17 protein-coding genes are annotated in these 19501 nt (G+C 63.2%); 7 read left to right on the forward strand and 10 right to left on the reverse strand.

What is annotated here, in order from left to right; all coding sequences use genetic code 11:
* The first annotated feature begins 102 nt into the window (after positions 1 to 102).
* Entirely contained in the window at positions 103 to 516 is a 414-nt protein-coding gene (gene msrB / locus Mame_RS17980; protein WP_018066638.1) for a peptide-methionine (R)-S-oxide reductase MsrB, read from the forward strand.
* 460 nt (positions 517 to 976) lie between these two features.
* On the opposite strand, the gene Mame_RS17985 is transcribed toward msrB, so the two are convergent.
* Both Mame_RS17985 and Mame_RS17990 read right to left on the reverse strand, forming a co-directional pair.
* Entirely contained in the window at positions 977 to 2251 is a 1275-nt protein-coding gene (locus Mame_RS17985; RefSeq protein ID WP_155122143.1) for a PleD family two-component system response regulator, read from the reverse strand.
* A gap of 10 nt (positions 2252 to 2261) precedes the next feature.
* A complete protein-coding gene (locus Mame_RS17990) occupies positions 2262 to 2633 on the reverse strand; it encodes a response regulator (protein ID WP_018066640.1) in 372 nt (123 codons plus the stop codon).
* A 134-nt stretch (positions 2634 to 2767) separates the two neighbouring features.
* Here Mame_RS17990 and Mame_RS17995 point away from each other — a divergent pair, with 134 nt between their 5' ends.
* The 3 genes from Mame_RS17995 to Mame_RS18005 all read left to right on the forward strand — a co-directional run bounded on the left by Mame_RS17995 (position 2768) and on the right by Mame_RS18005 (position 5094).
* A complete protein-coding gene (locus tag Mame_RS17995; protein WP_018066641.1) occupies positions 2768 to 3064 on the forward strand; it encodes a DUF3572 domain-containing protein in 297 nt (98 codons plus the stop codon).
* Entirely contained in the window at positions 3061 to 3714 is a 654-nt protein-coding gene (locus Mame_RS18000) for a hypothetical protein (RefSeq protein ID WP_018066642.1), read from the forward strand. Before Mame_RS17995 ends, Mame_RS18000 begins: the two co-directional genes overlap by 4 nt.
* A gap of 69 nt (positions 3715 to 3783) precedes the next feature.
* Positions 3784 to 5094: a DNA polymerase IV gene (locus Mame_RS18005; protein ID WP_026173798.1), complete on the forward strand. Its 1311-nt coding sequence runs from the start codon at positions 3784 to 3786 to the stop codon at positions 5092 to 5094.
* Positions 5095 to 5271: 177 nt separating this feature from the next.
* On the opposite strand, the gene Mame_RS18010 is transcribed toward Mame_RS18005, so the two are convergent.
* From Mame_RS18010 to Mame_RS18040, 7 genes are all read right to left on the reverse strand, one after another.
* Entirely contained in the window at positions 5272 to 6201 is a 930-nt protein-coding gene (locus Mame_RS18010; RefSeq protein WP_079920918.1) for an IS110 family RNA-guided transposase, read from the reverse strand.
* 489 nt (positions 6202 to 6690) lie between these two features.
* Positions 6691 to 8472, reverse strand: coding sequence for a sulfoacetaldehyde acetyltransferase (xsc, locus tag Mame_RS18015; protein ID WP_018067675.1), 1782 nt, complete (start codon positions 8470 to 8472; stop codon positions 6691 to 6693).
* A gap of 11 nt (positions 8473 to 8483) precedes the next feature.
* Positions 8484 to 9875, reverse strand: coding sequence for an NAD(P)/FAD-dependent oxidoreductase (locus Mame_RS18020; protein ID WP_018067674.1), 1392 nt, complete (start codon positions 9873 to 9875; stop codon positions 8484 to 8486).
* Positions 9876 to 9887: 12 nt separating this feature from the next.
* Positions 9888 to 10292: a nuclear transport factor 2 family protein gene (locus Mame_RS18025; protein WP_018067673.1), complete on the reverse strand. Its 405-nt coding sequence runs from the start codon at positions 10290 to 10292 to the stop codon at positions 9888 to 9890.
* A 16-nt stretch (positions 10293 to 10308) separates the two neighbouring features.
* Entirely contained in the window at positions 10309 to 11649 is a 1341-nt protein-coding gene (locus Mame_RS18030) for a TRAP transporter large permease (protein ID WP_018067672.1), read from the reverse strand.
* Positions 11649 to 12206 (reverse strand): TRAP transporter small permease, encoded by a 558-nt coding sequence (locus Mame_RS18035; RefSeq protein WP_018067671.1) that lies wholly within the window; start codon positions 12204 to 12206, stop codon positions 11649 to 11651. Before Mame_RS18035 ends, Mame_RS18030 begins: the two co-directional genes overlap by 1 nt.
* Positions 12207 to 12423: 217 nt before the next feature.
* Positions 12424 to 13425: a TRAP transporter substrate-binding protein gene (locus Mame_RS18040; protein WP_018067670.1), complete on the reverse strand. Its 1002-nt coding sequence runs from the start codon at positions 13423 to 13425 to the stop codon at positions 12424 to 12426.
* Positions 13426 to 13548: 123 nt separating this feature from the next.
* On the opposite strand from Mame_RS18040, the gene pdxR reads away from it, so the two are divergent.
* Together pdxR and Mame_RS18050 are read left to right on the forward strand one after the other, a co-directional pair.
* Positions 13549 to 15027, forward strand: a complete 1479-nt coding sequence (gene pdxR, locus Mame_RS18045) for a MocR-like pyridoxine biosynthesis transcription factor PdxR (protein WP_018067669.1) — start codon at positions 13549 to 13551, stop codon at positions 15025 to 15027.
* A gap of 3 nt (positions 15028 to 15030) precedes the next feature.
* Positions 15031 to 15816 (forward strand): MOSC domain-containing protein, encoded by a 786-nt coding sequence (locus Mame_RS18050; RefSeq protein ID WP_018067668.1) that lies wholly within the window; start codon positions 15031 to 15033, stop codon positions 15814 to 15816.
* Between the two features lie 5 nt (positions 15817 to 15821).
* Here the strand turns inward: Mame_RS18050 and Mame_RS18055 are convergent, their stop codons facing one another.
* Positions 15822 to 17474, reverse strand: a complete 1653-nt coding sequence (locus Mame_RS18055; protein WP_018067667.1) for an FAD/NAD(P)-binding protein — start codon at positions 17472 to 17474, stop codon at positions 15822 to 15824.
* Between the two features lie 153 nt (positions 17475 to 17627).
* On the opposite strand from Mame_RS18055, the gene ggt reads away from it, so the two are divergent.
* Complete coding sequence (gene ggt / locus Mame_RS18060; RefSeq protein WP_018067666.1) at positions 17628 to 19430, forward strand: gamma-glutamyltransferase; 1803 nt, start codon at positions 17628 to 17630, stop codon at positions 19428 to 19430.
* Positions 19431 to 19501: the final 71 nt, after the last annotated feature.

Here is a 19501-nt window from a genome sequence, read left to right on the forward strand (position 1 = left end):
TCCATGGCCGGCTTTCCTGCCAAGGCATTGCTTTTTCTGAACCTACGACACATCTATCGCTACAGACAGCCATTAAACGTGAAAAACCGTTGGAGCGCGACTTTGACAGACATCAATAAACAGAAAAATCCGGCAAGCGAAGAAGAATGGCGCGACAAATTGACGCCTCAGCAGTTTCACATCCTGCGCGAACACGGCACCGAACGCCCCTTTACCGGTCCGTACTGGGACAGTTTCGAGACCGGAACCTATTACTGCGCCGGCTGCGAGACCCCGCTGTTCCGCTCGGATACCAAGTTCGACGCCGGCTGCGGCTGGCCGAGCTTTTTCGAGCCGGTCAGGAAGGACGCCGTGATCGAACTGCGCGACGCTTCTCTCGGCATGGTGCGCACCGAAATCCGCTGCGCCACCTGCGGCGGCCACCTCGGCCACGTCTTCCCCGATGGCCCCAAGCCCACCGGCCTGCGCTATTGCATGAACGGCCACGCAATGCATTTCGTGCCTGACGAAAAGTAGTCCCAAGCCGCCCCTTTTGACGGCGAGCCTCTGCGCCCTCGATCCCGTGTGATGGATGATTGAGGGCGTAACTTTTTGTTTTTTCAGGAATTTACGGCGAAACCGCAACCGGCTTGCGCGCCGTTTCTTAATATTAGACAGCGCTAACACGAGACCGACCGGCTAACGGCAGCGGCACGAGGAAGCCGGTTACCGTCAGCCGGTCGACCCCACGAGACCAGGAGATGCGGCGGACCTGAGCATCATGGGGCAACTGCTTAAAGCAGCTAAAGTAAACTTGAACGCACACAGAAAATAATCAACCGTTTTTAACAGTTCGCGCTCAATTCAGTCTATTTTATGGTTAATTTCGTGAACTCTATTCGATTAGAGTGTCGAACGGGAAAGTGAAGTTCGCTTTTCATGCCAGGCGGCCGCCCCAACGGCGCGGTTCACTGCACCCGGCAATGATCGAGGGGCTTCAGCCCACTTCCATCAACGCCGATTTGAACACCGGGATATCGTCGCCCTCCGCCGAGCCGAGCACACCCGCGCGGGCGCGCTCGTCAGCGATCTGTCGCCAGCTCGCATCCAGCATGGCATGCAGCGCATGGATTGCGTGTTCGGCATCATCCCTGCCCCGATCCGGATAAAGGATGGCAAATAGTCCGGCCTCGACGTGGCTCGCCGCCTCGCGGCCCCGCAGGTGGTAGCGGATCAGCGACGCCACGGCCGCAGCACTCTCGTCGGCCACGCTTTCGGGAACCCTGAGCACGCCCATGTAAAGCGGTTCTCCGGCCTCGCTCGCCTCGCGCTTCAGCGTGTTGAGCGCGCGGGCGAAGCCATCCGGCGCCAGCAGCCCCTCGCCCGCTTCAGTCGGCGGCACATCCTCGGCCGCATCGGTCATGCCGGCGCCCATGGTCTCGATGAACCGCTTGCGGCGCAGATGCAGCAGCGCGCGCAGCACCAGTTCGCCGGTCTCGCCCGGCCAGTCCATGCAGTCATCCGCGCTGCGGGCGGCATCGCTTGAGACGACCGACAACCCGCCCGGCTCGGACAGCGCGAACAGCGGCACGAAACGCATGCCCGGCACGCAGCGAAGCTGGCCGCATATCCGCATCGCATCGGAAAGCTGAGGCCCGCCGTGAACCAGCACGAGATCGAAACGGTGACTTGCGGCCAGATACAGCGCCTCCGGCAGATCGCCGGTCGCGATCGTGGTGGTCAGCGACAACATGGATTTGAGGATATCCTGCCGAAGCGCCGCATCCTCGGCGACCACAAGCACCTTCACGCTGTCGTCAGGCACCGGGTCGGCCTGGGTGCGCATTGCGGCGCGCTCCCACGAGCCCGCCTCTTTTTGCAACGCATTATAGCGCAGCAGCGCCGAAATGCGCGCGGCGGCGGCATTCAGATTGTGCTCCAACCCGATCACGTCATCGGCGCCGGCGCGCAGCGCTGCCAGCCGAAGCGTTGCATCGGCCTTTTCCGGCGTGATGATGGCGACCGGGGCGGCAATGCCCGAATCATGCTCCTTCAAAATCCCGCAGCAGGAGAGCGCCGGCGCGGGATCCTCGTCATCGACGGCGACGAGGATCAGGCTTGCGGCGTTGACCGCCGCCATCATGCCGTCGCTGTCGGAAAAATCGGCCTGGTAGAAACCGACCGGCCACGAACTCAGCATCGCGGCAAGCGTCTGGGCCACAGCCCCCTCGCCGCCGATCAGAACGATGCTTTCTTCGCCGAAGCTATTCACGGTCGTTTCCTCAGGCATCGCCCAGATAGGTTCTCACGGTCTTGATGAAGTTCGGCACCGATACGGGTTTGGATAGATAGGCATCGCATCCGGCCTCGCGGATGCGCTCCTCGTCGCCGCGCATGGCGAACGCCGTGATCGCGACGATCGGTATTGTCGCCAATTCGGCATCGGCTTTCAAGCTGCGGGCAATGTCGATGCCGGAACGCTCGGGCAACTGGATATCCATCAGGATAAGCCCCGGCCGGAACAGCCGCGCCAGTTCCACCGCATCGGCGCCCGTGCGGCTTTCCACCGCCTCATATCCAGAGGCTTCCACCAGATCGCGAAACAGTTTCATATTCAAATCGTTATCTTCTACAATCAGAACCTGTTTCGCCATCTGACGCAATCCCCTGGCACCGGCCCATGGTCCGGCTTGCAACGCGCCGGTGAAACGCTAGAATCGCTCTCACCGAATTATGAGCGCATCATCGACCAAGTTTAGGCCGATTTGGTTAAGAAACGGAAATCCGCGTGCAAAATTTTGCCGATCCATCTGAAAATCCCTCGCGCGAACATGCGCTGGCCGTCGAAATTCTGGTCTGGCTTTCCGGCGAGCCGGAGCTTTTGAACCGGTTTTCAGCGCTGACCGGAATCAATATCGGCGAATTGCGCGCGCTGTCGCAAAGTCCCGGCTTCGAAAGCGCCATGATCGGCTTCATCGCCGGGCATGAGCCCACATTGATGGCGTTTTGCCATGACTGCAAGGTGAAGCCGGAAACGGTTTCCCATGCATGGCAGAAGCTTGAATATGGCGGACAGGTCGATTGAAAACGGTTGAACACGAGGAGCTTTCCGGCCTGCAGATCGGCGACCGTCCCCTGGTGGTCGTCGATGTCGACGAGGTCGTGCTGCAATTCCTCGAGCCATTCAAGGCCTTCCTCAGGGCCCATGACCATGAACTGGTGCTGGAGACCTTCAGTCTGAACGGCAATGTGACCAGCCTTGCGACCGGCGAAAAGATTCCCGATGCCGATGTCGGCGCCTTTCTAGCGGCATTCTACGACGCCCAGGAGGAATGGCAGGAGCCGTTCGACGCCGCGCGCGAAACGCTCTATGGCCTCACCGAAATCGCCGACGTCCTGCTGCTGACCGCCATGCCGCCGCGCCACCGCGAGGCCCGCCGCCGCCTGCTGTCGCGTTTCGGATTCAGCTTTCCGCTGATCGCATCGGAGGAGCCGAAGGGCGCGGTGCTGAGCGCGCTTTGCAACAAGGACCCGCCGGCTCTGATCTTCGTGGACGACATGCTCTACAATTGCCGCTCGGTTGCCGAATCCCTGCCCGACGCGCTGACGATCAACCTGCTGATCAATGACGATTACCGCGCGATGGCGCCGAAGACCGAGGCCCCGTCCGTGGTCGCGACCGGTTGGGACCATGCCGATCGGCTGATCCGCCGCCACATCGCCGAAAACGGTTGATCGCCGTCGCGACGCTGCTTGCCTTGCGGCGGCGGCGGCGGTAATTTCGGGTGTTCAATCTTTGTTCTGATGGTCATGGCCGAGACGACGCCCACTCCGGAAGCCTTGTGCCGCGATTGCCTGAAGGCGACCGTGGGCGATGTCCGCCGTTGTCGCCACTGCGGCAGCCCCCGACTTTTGCGTCATGACGAACTGCATACGTTGTCGATCGCCCATATCGATTGCGATGCGTTCTATGCCGCGATCGAGAAACGCGACAATCCCGAGCTTGCCGACAAGCCGCTGATCATCGGCGGCGGCAAGCGCGGCGTGGTCTCCACCGCCTGCTACATCGCCCGAATCAGCGGTGTGAAATCGGCCATGCCGATGTTCAAGGCGCTGGAAGCCTGTCCGGATGCGGTGGTGATCCGCCCCAACATGGAGAAATACGTCGCCGTCGGCCGCCAGTTGCGGGCGATGATGCTGGAACTGACGCCGCTGGTCGAACCGCTCTCGATCGATGAGGCCTTTCTCGATCTTACCGGCACAGGCAGGCTGCATCGGGCAAGCCCCGCCGTCACGCTCGCACGGTTTGCCAAGCGCGTGGAGGCGGAACTCGGCATCACCATTTCCATCGGCCTGTCCTATTGCAAATTCCTCGCCAAGATCGCCTCCGACCTCAACAAGCCGCGCGGCTTTTCGGTCATCGGCGAGGCGGAAGCCAAGAGCTTCCTTGCCGACAAGCCGGTCGGGATGATCTGGGGCGTCGGCAAGGCGTTCACCGAAACGCTGAAGCGCGACGGCATCACCACGATCGGCCAGTTCCAGACCATGGAGAAGAATGAGCTGCTGCGCCGCTACGGGGTGATCGGTCCGAGGCTCTACCACCTCGCCCGCGGCGAGGACACGCGCTCCGTCAAACCGGAGCGGGGAACCAAGAGCATCTCCAACGAGACCACGTTCAACACCGATATTTCCGATCTCGAGGAACTGAGCGCCATTCTCAGGCGGCTCAGCGAAAAGACCGCGCGCCGCGCCAAGGCGGCTGGCTTTGCCGGGCATACGGTGGTTCTGAAACTGAAGACTGCCGACTTCAAGATCCGCACCCGCAACCGCCATCTGAGCGCGCCGACACAGCTTGCCGACCGGATATTCTCCAACGGACTTTCACTGCTGAAGAACGAGACCGACGGCACGAAATACCGCCTGATCGGCATCGGCATTTCCGACCTCTGCGACCCGGCCACCGCCGACCCGCCCGACCTCGTCGACCCGGGCGCCGCCAAACGCGCCGCAGCCGAAGGCGCCATCGACCGCCTGCGCGGAAAATACGGACTGGCGGCAGTGGAGACGGGCTACACCTTCCGGCCGGACAGGGGGAAGTCGGGCCGAGATGAGTGAGACAAACTCAACGGAGCTTTGTGGCTGAAACAGCCTCGACGTCCGTTTTCGACCCGCCGCCAATAGAGAGCCCCTCAGCCCCGATCTCCCCCCTTGAAAGCAGCGTTATCGCACATGACTTTGTCGCATAGCCCCCCAATCTTCTCGCCCCGGAGGGGAGAGCGACTGTCTTAGCGGTCAAGCGCTTTTCCATGGTTTTTGATCCCGGATTATGGCGTTCAGAATGGTGAGCAGTTTTCGCATTGTTGCCACGATGGCGACGATCTTGGGCTTTCCGGCGGCGACGAGGCGTTCACGGAAGGCCTTGAGAACCGGGTTGTGACGGCTGGCCACGAGCGCTGCCATGAAGAGGGCCGAGCGCACCTTGCCCCTGCCGCCGCCGGTGAAGCTCTTGCCTTTCCACGTGCCCGATTGTCTTGTCCATGGAGCAAGGCCGGCAAGCGACGCGATCTGCCGCCGGTCGAGACTGCCGAGCTCGGGCATTTCAGCCATGAGCGTGCGGGCTGTTGCCGATCCCACCCCAGGCACCGAGGTCAGCAGGCTTTCGCGCACCCGCCACAGCGGCGACTTGCGGATGTGATCGTCGAGATCGGCGTCCAGGCTTTCCAGCTCGTGCCGCAGCGCACTCAGCAGGCGTCTGATACTCTTGTGCGTCTCCTTGGCCAGCGCCATGCGTGCCCGGTTTTCCTCGGCCACGATCATTTGCACGATCTGCCGGCGACGCGCCACCAGAGCCGACAGCGCTTGGGTCTCGGCATCCTTGAGCGGCCGAAGCGTGGGCCTGGTGGCCATCACGAAGGCGGCGATCAAGGCCGCGTCAATCGGGTCCGTCTTGGCTTTGCGGCCGATCGCGTGGGCATAGGCGCGAACCTGGGCCGCATTGACCACGATGACGGACAATCCCGCCGAGGACAGCCCCGCCACGGCAGGCGTCTCGAAACCGCCCGTCGCTTCCAGCGCGACGACGTCGGCCTTGACCGACTGCAGGCGTGCTACCAGCTCATCGATCCCGGCTTGTGTATTGACAACCGCAAACGCCAGGCCGGACGGCGCCACGGCCACATCCAGACGATCTTTCGAAACATCGATCCCAACGACGATATCCATCTTCACCCATCCTTGCTTAAACGGACTTTGCTTGCGCAAGCGGCCCTGGCGACTGTTCGGGTTCGATGGAACGGCGGATGGAACCCCTCGCTCTCCCTCGGGCTTGGTGTCCCGGATGCCGTTCGGCTTTCCATCCGCCACCGCGGGCGAAACAATATCACACGCAGCCGAATTCAAGTTACAAGATGTCGCGAAAGCGACAGTGAGGGGGGAGCCTATCACCGCGAACGCCCTCACAGCTTTGGGATGCTGCTTCACCCTCACTGCCCCTTTCGGGGCATCTCTCCCGCAAGCGGGAGAGAGTATTGGGAGCAAGCTGCTACGCCATATGCGATAACCCTGCCCTGAGCGGGAGATGGCGACAGAGAGGGGTAATGGGCTTGAGCCGCAAGCTCCGCGTATGAGGAAAGGGCTCACCCCTCTCTGCCCCTGTCGGGGCATCTCCCCCTCAAGGGGGGAGATTGTTTTCTGCTTGGCCTCAGCCCCAGCTCAGGCAGCACCCTTCTGCGGGCGCATGTCGCTGGCGTCGATGCCGGCGACGACGACGGGTTTCTTCATCGCGTCGCGACGGAAGGGCTCGCCGAGTTCCTGGTTGAGGAGCACTTCGATGAAGGTGGTTTCCTTGTTCTTGAGCTGGCGCTCCACCGCGGCCGTCAGCGCCTCGGTCAGTTCCTGCTGGCTACGAACCTGGACGCCGTGCGCGCCGCAAGCCTTGGCGATCGCGGCATAGGAGGTGTCGCGGTCGAGCTCGGTGCCGACGAAATTATTGTCGTACCACAGCGTCGTGTTGCGCTTTTCCGCGCCCCACTGATAGTTGCGGAAGATCACCATGGTGATCGCAGGCCAGTGATCGCGGCCGCAGGCGGTCATCTCGTTCATGGAAATCCCGAACGCGCCATCGCCCGCAAAGCCGATCACCGGCGTATCGGGATTGCCGATCTTGGCGCCGATAATCGCGGGGAAACCGTAGCCGCAGGGGCCGAACAGGCCGGGCGCCAGATATTTCCGGCCCTTCTCGAAGGTCGGATAGGCATTGCCGATCGCGCAGTTGTTGCCGATATCGCTGCTAACGATCGCCTCTTTCGGCACCGCCTGCATGATCGCGCGCCAGGCCTGACGCGGCGACATCAGATCGTGATCGCGTTCGCGCGCGCCCGAGTTCCACTCCGTACCCGGATCATCGTCTTCGTGGTCAAGGCTCGTCAGTTCCTGCGCCCAACGCGATTTCGTCTGGGAGACGAGATGCTTGCGGTCCGCCCGCCCGGCGTCGCCGGCGGTTTCGGAAAGCTGGGCCAGAATGCCGCGCGCCACCTTGCCGGCATCGCCCTGAATGCCGACGGTCACCTTCTTGGTGAGCCCGATGCGCGAGGCGTTGATGTCAACCTGAATGATCTTCGCATCCTTCGGCCAGTAATCGATGCCGTAACCCGGCAAGGTCGAGAACGGGTTGAGGCGGGTGCCGAGCGCCAGCACCACATCGGCCTTGGCGATGATCTCCATGCCGGCCTTGGAGCCGTTGTAGCCGAGCGGGCCCATGGCCAGCGGATGCGAGCCGGGGAAGCTGTCATTGTGCTGGTAATTGCTGCAGACCGGCGCATCGAGCCGTTCGGCAAGTGCGATCAGGTCCGGGATCGCGCCGGACAGCACCACGCCGGCGCCCGACAGGATCACCGGGAACTTCGCTTCCGACAGAAGCTTGGCGGCCTCCGCGACAGCCAGTTCGCCGCCGGCGGGACGTTCGAAGGCGACAACCTGCGGCAGGTCGACATCGATCACCTGGGTCCACATGTCGCGCGGAATGTTCATCTGAGCCGGCGCGGAGTTGCGCCAGGCTTCCATGATCACCCGGTTCAGCACTTCGGGAATGCGCGAGGGGTCGCGGACCTCTTCCTGGTAGCTGACGCAATCGGCGAACAGCCGCATCTGCTCCATTTCCTGAAAGCCGCCCTGCCCGATCGTCTTGTTGGCGGCCTGCGGGGTTACCAGCAGCAGCGGCGTGTGATTCCAGTAGGCGGTCTTGACCGGCGTGACGAAGCCGGTGACGCCGGGGCCGTTCTGGGCGATCGCCATCGACATCTTGCCGGTGGAGCGGGTGAAGCCGTCGGCCATCAGCCCGGCATTGGTTTCATGGGCGCAATCCCAGAAGGTGATGCCGGCTTTCGGAAACAGGTCGCTGACCGGCATCATCGCGGAGCCGATAATGCCGAAGGCATGTTCGATCCCATGCATCTGCAGAACTTTGACGAATGCTTCCTCGGTGGTCATTTTCATCGGTATTTTCCTTACTTCCGTTCGTCACGGTAATGATAGAGTTGATAGAGGCCCCATTGGCCGAGCCGGCGGAAGGGCGTCTTCCAGCCCTCGTGTTTCAGTTCATTGCCGTAGATCGGCAGGTCGGGGATGGGTTCCCCGGCGACAAGCTGCGCCAGACGGCGTCCGGCCATCGCCGAATACATCACCCCGTTGCCGCCATAGCCGAGCGAGTAATAGGCGCCCGGCAGATCCGGCATGCCGGTGATACGCGGCATCATGTCATGGGAGACATCGACCCAGCCCCACCAGCTATAGTCCAGATCGACGCCCGCGAGCGCCGGGAACTTGCGGGCGATCGCATCGCAGAGCCCCTTGAGATGCGCCGGGTTGGAGGCATCGCGTCCGGTGATCGCCGCGCGCGAACCGATCTGCAGCCGATTGTCCGGCAGCAGGCGGTAATAATTGCGCAGCGTACGGGTGTCGGTCAGCGGCGACAGCTTCTTGATGCCGATGGACTGCAATTCGTCCGCGGTCAGAACCCTTGTGACGACGCTGTTGGACATGATCGGCAGCAGCCGGTCCTTGACCCGCGGATGCAGGCCGCGCGGCGCATAGGCCGCCGTGGCGACCGCCACGCGCTTCGTGCGCACCGTGCCGCGCGGCGTCTTCAGATGGTGGACGCCATCCTTGTATTCCCAGCTCTGTACCGGGCTGTCGGTATGAACCGTCGCGCCCAGTTCACGGGCAACCCGCAGATAGCCGAAGGCGAGCTTGGCGGCGTGGATGCCAGTGCCGTCCGGCTCCCACATCGCGCCATGAGCCTCCATATCGCGCGCGACTGTTTCCAGCACCTCTTCGCGACCGAGAATCCGCGCGCCATAGCCGAACTTGTCGTTCAGAAGCCGGGTTTCTGCCTCCAGCGACGGCATGGCGGATGCCTTGTGGGCGATGTAATAATGTCCGCCATCCTGCGGCTCGCAGGCGATCGCGTGGTCGCGGACCAGTCCGCGAAACAGGTCGAAGGCCTCGACCATCTCGTCGTGCAGCGCGCGCGCGGTGGGAAGGTCCCAGCGCTCGATCCACTGGCTGCGCTTCAGCCGGCCGGCGCTGATCTGCGCCTGACCGCCATTGCGGGTGGAGCAGCCATAGGCAACGCCGTTGGCCTCCAGCACCGTCGCCTTGATGCCATGCATCTTGGCAAGGTGGATCGCGGTCGAAAGCCCGGTATAGCCGGAGCCGATCACCACCGCATCGACATCCATGTCGGAGGTCACGGGGCCGTCATCCTCGGGCGTTTCGCCGGCGGTGCCGATCCAGTAGGTCGGCGCGTAGTCGCTGCCCGGGCCGAGCGTGCGGTCGGTCAGGGGATCATAATGCGGATCGAAGGGCTTCGATCCCAGGCGTTTTGCATTGACCTGCATGATCGTCTCACATCACTTTGCGGGTATCGCAGGCCGCTGTTTGCGGATCGCCTGCTTTTCGACAATCCGGCCGTCCCTGATCCGGAACAGGTCGACGCCCTGAACCTCGGTCCGGGTGCCGTCGGGATTGGTGGCGCGGAAGGTCCACTGGCTGACGCCGCGCGTGCCGTCCTCCGACAGGAAATGGCTGTGATCGGCCCACTCTACGTCCGGCATCGCGGTCCAGACGCCGACGAAGGCCTTGGCGATCGCCTCCTTGCCGTCGATCCGGTTGCCGTATTCATGGTCGCCGGCGACGGTGAAAAACACGCAGTCATCGGCGAAATGGGTCATCACACCGTCGATGTCGTGGCGGTTGAAGGCGTCGAATGTGGCCTTCAGATCGTCTGCGGAGAGTTTTTTATTATGTGCAGTCATGGGAGTTTTCCTTGCCCTAGTAGCCCATCATTCGCGGCAACCAGAGAGAGATTGCCGGGAAGCTGGCGATGATGAAGATTGCGATGACCGAGGCGATCGCGAACGGAATTGCGCGCAGGCTGATCCGCTCGATCGAAATCCCGGAAATGCCGGATGCGATGAACAGGTTCTCGCCAAGCGGCGGGGTCTGGAAGCCGACAGACAGTGTGCAGATCATCACGATGCCGAAATGGACCGGATCGATGCCCATCATGTAGGCGACCGGCAGCATGACCGGCACCAGGATCATGATCGCCGCCAGCGTTTCCATGAACATGCCGATGATCAGCAGCAGGCCGATAACCATGGCCCAGATCACATAGAGATTGTCGGTGAGCGACAGGATGCCGCCGGCAATCACGCCCGGCACGTCGTTTTCGACCAGGAGACGCCCGAAGATCGTTGCCGCGAACAGCACCAGCAACACGCGGCCCGCAAGCCAGGTGGTGGTGTCGAGCGCCTTGATCACCTGCCGGACATCGAGTTCGCGATAGATCACCGCGCCGACGAACAGCGTATAGAAGATCGCCACGATCGCGGCCTCGGTCGGCGTAAAATAGCCGGAATAGATGCCGCCGAGGATCACGACCGGGGCAAGCAAGGCCCAGAAGCCGTGATAGCCCGCACTTGCGACGCGCCGCAGCGAGAACGGCTCGTCCGATCCGTGGAAGCCGCGTATCCGGCAGCGGATATAGTTCATCGTCAGAAGGCCGCCGGCCATCACCACGCCCGGCAGGACGCCGGCGATGAACAGCTTGGAGATCGACACCGACTGGAACACGCCATGCGCTTCGATCGCTTCCGGCGGCGGCTGCATGCCCATGGCCGAAATGCCGAAGATCACCATCGGGATCGAGGGCGGAATGATGATGCCGAGACCGCCCGCCGCCGCCGTGACGGAGGCCGCATAGCCGGGGCCATAGCCCTGTCGCGCCATGGCCGGGATCATCAGCATGCCGACGGCCGCCGTGGTCGCGGGCCCCGAACCCGAGATCGCGCCGAAGAACAGACAGGCCATCACGGTCGCGGCTCCAAGCCCGCCGGTAAACGGGCCGGCGAGGCTTTCGGCAAAGGCGATCAGCCGACGGGAAAGACCTGCGGCCTCCATCAGCGCGCCGGCGAGGATGAAGGCGGGCAACGCCATCAGCGGAAACGATCCCACCGAAGACCATGCCATCTGCACCATCTTGATCGGGTTGTCGCCAAGATAGAGCATGGCGATCAGCGAAGCGACGCCGAGCGCCACCGTGATCGGCGCGCCGAGGATCAGCAGGCCGAAGAACGAACCGAACAGGATTTCAATGAGCAGGCTGTCCATCAGGGATGCCTCCGCTCATAAGCGCGCTGTTCGTCGGCGGCGAATTCCATCGCCGCCTCGACGCTCGCCTTGTCCGGATCGGCCGGATCGATGCCCATCACGAGTTTCATGTAATTGACCTGCAGGATGCGGATCGTCATCAGCGTGAAGGCGATCGGCAGCGCCAGATAGATGTAGCGCATCTCCCAGCCCAGCGTCTGGGCCTTCACGAACGGCTTCAGGCGGCCGATGAAATCGATTGATTCGATTACGAAAACGATGTTGAAGGCGATCCAGAACGCATCGCCGATGGCCTCGATGATACGGGCCTTCTTGCGCGACATCGCGTTCAACTGAAAGGTGACGCGGTTATGCGCCGCAATCCGCGCGGCATAGGACGCGCCGAAATAGGCGAACCAGACGAACAGGATGACCGACAGTTCCTCGATCCAGGTGATCGAGAAACCGAACAACTGGCGGGCGACGATCTGCACGAACAGAAGCGTCACGAACACGGCCAGCAGCACACGGCACACATGGCTTTCGAACTTGTCGACAAATGACCAGAATGCGGACATGGCAACCTCGGGAGGATTGGCGTGGACGGCGAAGCGTTGAGCAAGGGGACGTTGGCTTGTTACGGCCTCGCCTTCTCATGGGTCACCCTCGGGCTTGACCCGAGGGTCCAGGCAGCGCTTTCGGAGTGGCCTGGATGCTCGGGTCAAGCCCGAGCATGACACAGAGAGGGAGGGAGGGCCTTGCCGGCGACGGACAGCGCCCGGCGCCCCTCACCCATTACTTCGCCGGTTCGCGGCCGAGCGAGGTCAGCACGTTGTCCAGCACTTCCTTGCCGCCGATCTGGTCGTAGAATTTCGGCCAGACGGCCGTGGTGGCGAGGTCGATGAATTCCTGCTCGTTATTGGCCGGATCGGTGATCTCCATGCCGCGGCTGACGAGTTCTTCCTTGATCTTGGACTCTTCCGCCCGCAGGAATTCAGATGAGGCCTTGGTCGCGGCTTCGCCCGCGGCCAGCACCTGCTGCTGCTCTTCCTCAGACAGGCTTTCAAACAGCGCCTCGGAGATGATCAGCGGCTCGATCGAGAAGATGTAGTGCAGGTTGGTGATATATTTCTGCACCTCGTCGAACTTCATCGCGTAGACGGTCATGTAGGGATTGTCCTGGCCATCGACGACCTTCTGCTGAAGGGCGGCGAAGGTTTCGCCCCAGGCCATCGGCGTCGGGTTGACGCCCCAGCTCTTGTAGGTCTCAATCATGATCTCGTTCTTGGGAACGCGGATCACCAGGCCCTGCAGATCGTCCACGGTGGAGACCGGCCGCTTGGAGTTGGTCAGCACCCGGAAGCCGGAATAGGCCCAGCCGATGATGCGCACGCCGGCATCCTCGATGGTCTGCTCGATCATCTGCTGGCCGATCTCGCCCTGGGTGAGCTGTTCGGCATCGTCCTGGCTGAGGATCACGTAAGGCAGCGTCAACGTGCCGACCGATGGCGAGAACGGGGTGATGTTGTTGATCGCCAGAATCGAGAAATCGAGCGTGCCGGTGGCAGCCGCCGTCACGGTATCCTGCTCGTCGCCGAGCTGGCCGTTGAGGAACAGCTTGCCGGTCATTTCGCCGCCGGACTCTTCCTCCAGCGCCGCGATGAAGGCCTTGCCGAGCGCTTCCTGCGTGCCGCCCGCGCCGTCGCCGACCGCGATGCGGTATTCGGTTGCGGCAGCCGGAAGGCTGAGGGCGAGCACGGCGACGGCGCCGGTCACAAAACGGGTGAGAATGGTCATGTGTAGTCCCCTACTTTTGGATTGCTACGCCGCTTGATTGAGATCGCGGTCGCTTGACGGCCGTCAAGATTGCAGCAAGCGCGGTTCCGCGATATGTCCAGATAGGAGCTTCGTTAGGTCCAGATGAAAAGCACAATCGCAGCCGAGAGCATTTTCCTGCGCGCCGCCGACGCGCCGACCCTGCAGGGCCGGCTTGCGGCCGCGCTGGTGCGCGCCATTCTGGAAAGCGGCGCGCGGCCCGGCACCCGCCTGCCGTCAAGCCGGAAACTCGCCGAAGCGCTGGGCCTGTCGCGCATGACGGTGACGCTGGTCTATCAGGAACTTGTCGGCCAGGGCTATCTCGAAACCCTGCCGCGCTCGGGCGTCGCGGTCGCGGCAACCGCCCCGCACCGGGGGTTGACGGTCGCCGGCATGGCGGCGGGCGACACATCGCTTGACTGGTCGCGATGGCTTGCCGACCATCCGCCGCCCAGGCGGGTGATCCGCAAGCCGACGGATTGGCGCAGCTATCGCTATCCCTTCATCTACGGCCAGCCCGACCCACGCCTTTTCGACCATTACGCCTGGCGCGATTGCGCCCGCCGTGCGCTCGGCAGCCGTGATTTCGGCGATCTTTCCACCGATCGCTACGGCAGCGACGATCCGCTACTGATCGACTATATCTGCTCCAACACCCTGCCCCGGCGCGGCATCCATGCCCGGCCGGATGAGGTGCTGGTCACGCTCGGCGCGCAGAACGCGCTCTATATCGCGGTGGAGCTTCTGTGCCGCGCCGACCGGCCGTCCGTCACCGAGGAGCCGGGCTATCCCGATATCGCCGAGACGCTGCGCCGCTCGCAAAGCCCGGTCACCTTCCTGCCTGTCGACGGGCTGGGGCTGAACCCGCAAACCCTGCCGGACGATACAAGGCTGGTGATGATCACGCCAAGCCATCACATCCCCACCGGCTCGACCATGCCGCTCGGTCGCCGGCAGGAACTGCTGAACCGCGCAGCCGCCAAGGATTTCGTGATCGTCGAGGATGATTACGATTTCGAGATGTCCTATCTCGGCCCCTCCGCCCCGGCGCTGAAATCGCTCGATACCGAGGGCCGCGTTCTCTATATCGGCAGTTTCTCGAAATCGCTGTTTCCGGGTCTCAGGATCGGCTATCTGGTGGCGCCCGCCCCGCTGATCGCCAAGGCGCGCGAGCTGAGGACAATGCTGCTGCGCCACCCGCCCGGCCATCTGCAGCGCATCACAGCCTATTTTCTGGCGCTCGGCCATTATGACGCCCACATCGTGCGGCTGCGTGGCGCGATGGTGAAGCGGCGCGCGGTGCTGGATCAGGCGCTGGCCAGAAGCTGCCTGACGCTTGAAAGCGCGGCGGTGGCCGGCGGCGCGAGCGTATGGCTCAGAGGCCCCGACGGGCTCGACAGCGCGAGGCTCGCCGAGGAGTTGAAGGCGGACGGCGTGCTGATCGAACCCGGCGCTGTGTTCTTCGAAAACCCGCCGGAGCCCTGTCCGCTGTTCCGGCTCGGCTACGGCTCGATCGATTCCGCCGATATACCGCGCGGGATCGAACTGATCGATGCGGCGGTCAAACGGGCGGTGAAGATTTGAGGCATGGACGAACCGATCGGAATCAAACAGATTCCGGAATATGGTCAGGAGGTCGGAATGGAGCCGCTCGGCGAAATCATTGAAATCTGGCGCTATCCCGTCAGTTCGCTGGGCGGGGAGCGATTGACCTCCGCCGTGCTCGGCAGCGACGGCATTGCCTTCGATCGCGCCTGGTGCATCTGCGATGCCGAAACCGGCGCGCCCGCGGCCCCCGAGAAGGAATTGCGCTGGCGGCCGGCGCTGTTTCTCAGCGCCCGCCTTGGCGAGGACAACCGCCCGGAGATCGGCTTTCCCGATGGTGGATGGACGGGCGTGGACGACGCGGGTCTTGCGGAAAGGCTCGCCACCCATTTCGGCTTCGCCGTCGACGTGCGTCCCTACGCCCGCAACGCCGACGATACCGGCCCGGTTGCCGTCAACCGCTACCTCCCCTCGCCGATCCATCTTGTCACCACCGACGGTCTGAAACACCTTGCCACCCTTGCCGGGACTGACGAAGTCTCAAGCCGGCGGTTCCGTCCAAATGTGGTGCTGAAGACGCCCGGTCTTGCGGGATTTCCGGAGAAGGAATGGGTTACGCAAAGGCTGCAACTCGGACAGGCGCTGATCGTCGGTTTCGAGGAAACCCGCCGCTGCGGCATGACCATCGCGCCGCAGCCGGACATTGCCGAAAACGCCGATATCCTGCGCTCGCTCCTGCGCCACAACCGGCGCAATTTCGGCATCTACTGCACGATCGAGGAGCCCGGCTTCATTTCCACCGGCGACATCGCCAGCCGCGCCGCCTGAGCCCGTCAGGCGGCCGTCAGTTCGCCTTCGCTTTCGAGGATCGCGGCTGAAATCACATCGCCGATGTCGCGCGCGGACGTGATGCCCTGCACGAAGGGCAGCTTGTGCAGCAGGAAGGAGATCGAGCCGCAATAGAGGTTGCGGGAAAGGTTTTCGGTGAAGATCGGGCGGAAGGCCGCATCGAGATCGACGCCACCGGTGCGCACCATCCCGTCAGCCATAAGACTGCCCCGCGTCGAGGCCGGACTGACCACGCCCTGCCCGAGCAACGTCGGGAACGGCAGATCGCGGGCGGAAAGCGAACTCTGGCCGGTGGCGTCGATGAAGGCATCGAAGCGCAGTTCCTGCCCCGCAAAACGCACGACGGCGCCGCGCTGAACGCTCTCATTGTCGATCTCAGCATCGTCGCCGATGGCTTTCACAGAAAGCTTGCCGGCGCGGTACAACGCCAGCAGCCTGCGGATCGAATCATGTGGCACCGTGGCATAGTCATCGACGAACACGGTCTTGAAATGCTTGTGAAACCGTTCGAGGTCTGCGGCGTCCAGGTGCGGGATCGCACGGGCGATCACCTCATGCATGCGCAAGATCGCGTAGCGCCATTCGACGGTGTGCCGGCGCTTCTGGTTCATCTCCGCCTCGGCGAGGTTGCGCGCGGCAAAGACAAACGGATCGGCGGACTGACGTTCATTGAAATAGGCCGACGCCAGCGTCTCGACCGACAGCATGGAAAGGCCGATGCGGGCGGCGTAATCGGGATCGGCCAGTGCCAGCTCTTGCCTGAAAAGCGCGAAAATGGCGTCGAGCAGCCCGTGTTCATGGGTGGCGATCAGCCGTTCGATCGCCTCCTCGGTGCAAAAGACCAGCGGGCGATAGGGGATTTCGCAGTAGAAATCCGCCTCCGGCAGAATGCCCTTGCGCGACATCATCGTCGCGTTGAAGTCCTTCGTATCGGTATGTGGATGGTACTGCAGATCGCCCTGATCATCGAGCAGAAACCCGCCATGGGCGGTCGCGACCGTGATCAGCGCGTCGATGCCGCTGAGCGAGGTGCCGAGTATGCCGACCTTCGAGGGCGGGATCGACTTCAGTGCCGGCGCGGGCCAGGGCGAGACGAAATAGCCCGGACGGGTTTCAGTCGCCTCCGGCCAGTCATGGCCCGTTGCCAGCACCACATGATCGAAGACCGCCTTTTCGTAGTCGCCTGCCGGCGTTTCCACCGTCAGTTCGATATCGTCGCGCGTCAGCGCGATGTCGGACACGCGATGCGCGGCCTTCACCGCGATCCTGTGGCCATTCTCGCGCCCCTGTTGAACGAGCCCATAAAACTGCGCCTGAAGATATTCGCCCAGCACCACGCGGGTGTAGAAGGTGCGTTCGGCAATTGCATCGCGGGCGATGCCGAATTCCTGCAGCGTCGCGTCGTTCTGGCGGCGTAACCACGCGGTCAGGCTCTCGCAGATCGGCGGGATTTCGATACTGGCGATGTTGGAGAGCATCGCCCGGTCATTGATGTGCGGCTGGTAGGGCATGCCCTTGCCCGGCATATCCTCGCGCTCGAAAATCGTGATCTCGAGCGGCGCATGCTCGCCGATCAGCCCCTTGAGCGTGTAGATCCCGGTGGGACCGGAGCCGATGATCGCGATTTTGGAGGACATGGAGGAAAACCTCTGGAGAACTATCACTCCCATAACAGCCGAACGGCTCTATAAGTTCCCGCTTTGCCGCAGCCTTCCTTGACGCGGCCGAGTATTTCTGGCGCACTCTGCTCAAGCTCGCGCGCATCAAGCGCAGAAAGAGGAGACAGGGGAATGATGAGATTAATCGCGGGCAGCGCTTTCGTGGCGTTGCTTTCCGTTCCAGCCGCGGCCCAGCAGGCCGCCGACGCCGTGGCCCCGGAAATCGGCACGGTGGAACCCGGCTTTTCCGCCGCCTCGCCCGAGGTCGAAGCCGCCCTTGCCGCCAAGGCCGAAGGCCGGCCCGTCGAGGCCGAGAAATGGATGGTTGCCGCCGCCAATCCGCTTGCCGTGGAAGCCGGCGCGCGGGTGCTCGCCGAGGGCGGCAGCGCCGCCGACGCCATGGTGGCGGTGCAGGCGGTTCTCGGCCTCGTCGAGCCGCAATCCTCCGGCATGGGCGGCGGTGCGTTTCTGGTCTGGTACGATGCCGCGGAAAACCGGCTGACGACGCTGGACGGCCGCGAGACCGCGCCGCGCGCGGCGACGCCGAAACTGTTTCTCGATGACAATGGCGAACCGCTTCAGTTCTATGATGCCGTGGTCGGCGGCCGCTCGGTCGGCACGCCCGGAACGCCGATGCTGATGGAGGCGGCGCATGAGCGCTGGGGCAAGCTCGACTGGGCCGGCCTGTTCGATGATGCGATCGCGCTCGCCTCGGGTGGCTTTGCCGTTTCGCCCCGCCTTGCCGGACAGATCGCCGAGGACAGCGAACGGCTTGGCCGATTCACCACCACCGCCGATTATTTCCTGCCCGGCGGTGAACCGCTTGCCGCCGGCGATCAGCTCCAGAACCCGGCCTATGCCGAAACGCTGACGGCACTCGCGGCAGATGGCGCTGACGCTTTCTATTCCGGCGCAATCGCTAAGGATATCGTCGGCACCGCACAACAGGCCGAAGGCAACCCCGGCCTGCTGGCGCTGGAGGATCTCGCCGCCTATCGGGTGATCGAACGCGATCCGGTGTGCGTGGCCTATCACGGCTACGACGTCTGCGGCATGGGGCCGCCCTCCTCCGGCGCGCTTACCGTCGGCCAGATCCTCGGCCTCACTGCCGAGAAGGACCTCGCATCGCTCGGGCCTGACAATCCGGAAAGTTGGCGGCTGATCGGCGATGCCTCGCGCCTCGCCTTCGCCGATCGCGGCCGTTACATGGCCGACACCGATTTCGTACCGATGCCGCTGAACGGGCTGGTCGCTCCGGACTATCTGGGGATGCGCGCGAAACTGCTTGACGGCGACCACGCGCTGGAGACCGTGGAGCCCGGCCTTCCCGCCTGGGATCACGCTATGATCCGCTATGGCGACGGGACGGCGATCGAACTGCCGTCCACCACCCAGATCGTGATTGTCGATGCCGATGGCAACGCGCTTTCGATGACCTCCACCATCGAAAACGGCTTCGGCAGCCGGCTGATGACGAAGTCGGGCTTTCTGCTGAACAACGAGCTCACCGACTTCTCCTTCGCCACCCATGACGAGGCCGGCTATCCGATCGCCAACCGCGTCGAACCCGGCAAGCGGCCGCGCTCGTCAATGGCGCCGACCATCGTGATGAAGGACGGCAAGCCGGTTTTGGTCATCGGCTCGCCGGGCGGCAGTTCGATCATCGGCTATGTCGCGCAAGCCGTGATCGCCTATCTCGATTGGGACATGAACGTGCAGGAGGCCGTCGCCATGCCGCATCTGCTGAACCGCTTCGGCACTTATGATATCGAGGCGGGAACCAGTGCGGAAGCCATGGCAGCGCCGCTGGAAGCGATGGGGTTCAAGGTGAAGATCGGTCCGCAAACCTCCGGCCTGCAGGCGATCGCCATCAAGGATGGCATGCTCTACGGCGGAGCGGACCCGAGACGCGAAGGCATTGCGCTTGGGGAGTAATAGTGCCGGCCCGGCAAATGGTGCCAGCGATTGAATTCGGGACCTCAACCTTGCTCCCAATACTCTCTCCC

This window comes from Martelella mediterranea DSM 17316 (assembly GCF_002043005.1).
GTDB lineage: Bacteria > Pseudomonadota > Alphaproteobacteria > Rhizobiales > Rhizobiaceae > Martelella > Martelella mediterranea.